The sequence below is a fragment of the Yersinia sp. 2542 StPb PI genome (assembly GCF_048593855.1).
GTDB classification, from domain to species: domain Bacteria; phylum Pseudomonadota; class Gammaproteobacteria; order Enterobacterales; family Enterobacteriaceae; genus Yersinia; species Yersinia enterocolitica_E.
Genome location: NZ_JAZGQA010000417.1, coordinates 1 through 1,107, shown reverse-complemented (window position 1 = coordinate 1,107; position 1,107 = coordinate 1). Strand labels below are relative to the sequence as shown.

Sequence of the window (1,107 nt, the reverse complement as noted above, 5' to 3'; positions counted from 1 at the left end):
ATATTGATAGAGATAAAACATCACCGATAAAAACTCCTTTACTCGCATCAACCACACGAAAGACAATATTACGCCGTGCTTTCAAATCATGGTTTTCACCATACACATCGGCAGATGAGTTTATCTCTCGCCCCATAATATTAACTCTGGAGTAAACATGATAAATGTTAGGTGAATGATTAAAACAATAGTTCACCTCCCAATAGCCTTCAATCTGTTTCATTGGGTGAATATAAGAATATATACGCCCAGTGCCATACCCTAATCCTATTGATATAAAAACACTAAAGATCAAAATAAATATTATTTTCGCTCGCATATCAGCTCCCCAGTTTGATATTTACAAGCAATATACTCACCCTGTTTTGTTTTCTTTAAGTAAACGTAGGGTGCCTTGCGGTGTGTGGATAAGAAAACTTCATCTAGCGTGTCATCCAAACCTATTAATATAGGAGTAATTGTAGGATGTAATATCTTAATTGCATGGGAATTTAATGTCACATATAACGAAGTAAAAAAACAACTTATAAACACTGCCAGTAACACAACTTTATAACGAAAACCAACGCCGGATAAAATGTATTCATTATTTTTAACAACATCAAGACAATCTACTCTCCCCCCACCACCTCTTTCTTTTTCTTTACTTGAAATAAAAATCGGCTTAATACCAATGCAATATCCTTTTTTGGGGATAGTCGTCACTAATTCATGTGCTTTATCATCTAATGCATTACGCAAGTTACTAATTGTTTGTGTTAGTGTGTTATCTGTTACATAGCTATCTCCCCATATCTCCTTCTCAATATCATCACGGGTGAGAGAGTCTGGATAATTATGGCATAATAAAGATAACACTTCAGACTCTTTATTCCTCATTTTTATCAAAGAACCCCGTTTATTGATCATTCTCTTTTGTGGAGTAAAGAGAATATCTCCAATCATTATTTCATCCATTTCCTTCCCCACATGGTAGTCATCACTAAATAAAATAGCAGAAATAGTGTTACCTGACAGTCTCCTTCAAACATTAATAAAGTTAAATCCGTTAGTTTTAAGCGAAAAATGATAGGGAATATAAGCATCAATAGCAAGGATGGAAGTCTA

At 34.3% G+C, this 1,107-nt stretch carries 2 protein-coding genes; both read right to left on the bottom strand.

The window, feature by feature from the left end; all coding sequences use genetic code 11:
• Window positions 1-319, bottom strand: a 319-nt coding sequence (locus tag V1952_RS22025) for a hypothetical protein (protein ID WP_420075573.1), incomplete at its 3' end; no start/stop codon positions are given.
• Window positions 304-957 (bottom strand): winged helix-turn-helix domain-containing protein, encoded by a 654-nt coding sequence (locus V1952_RS22020; RefSeq protein WP_420075572.1) that lies wholly within the window; start codon window positions 955-957, stop codon window positions 304-306. The genes V1952_RS22020 and V1952_RS22025, both read right to left, overlap by 16 nt.
• Window positions 958-1,107 lie beyond the last annotated feature (150 nt).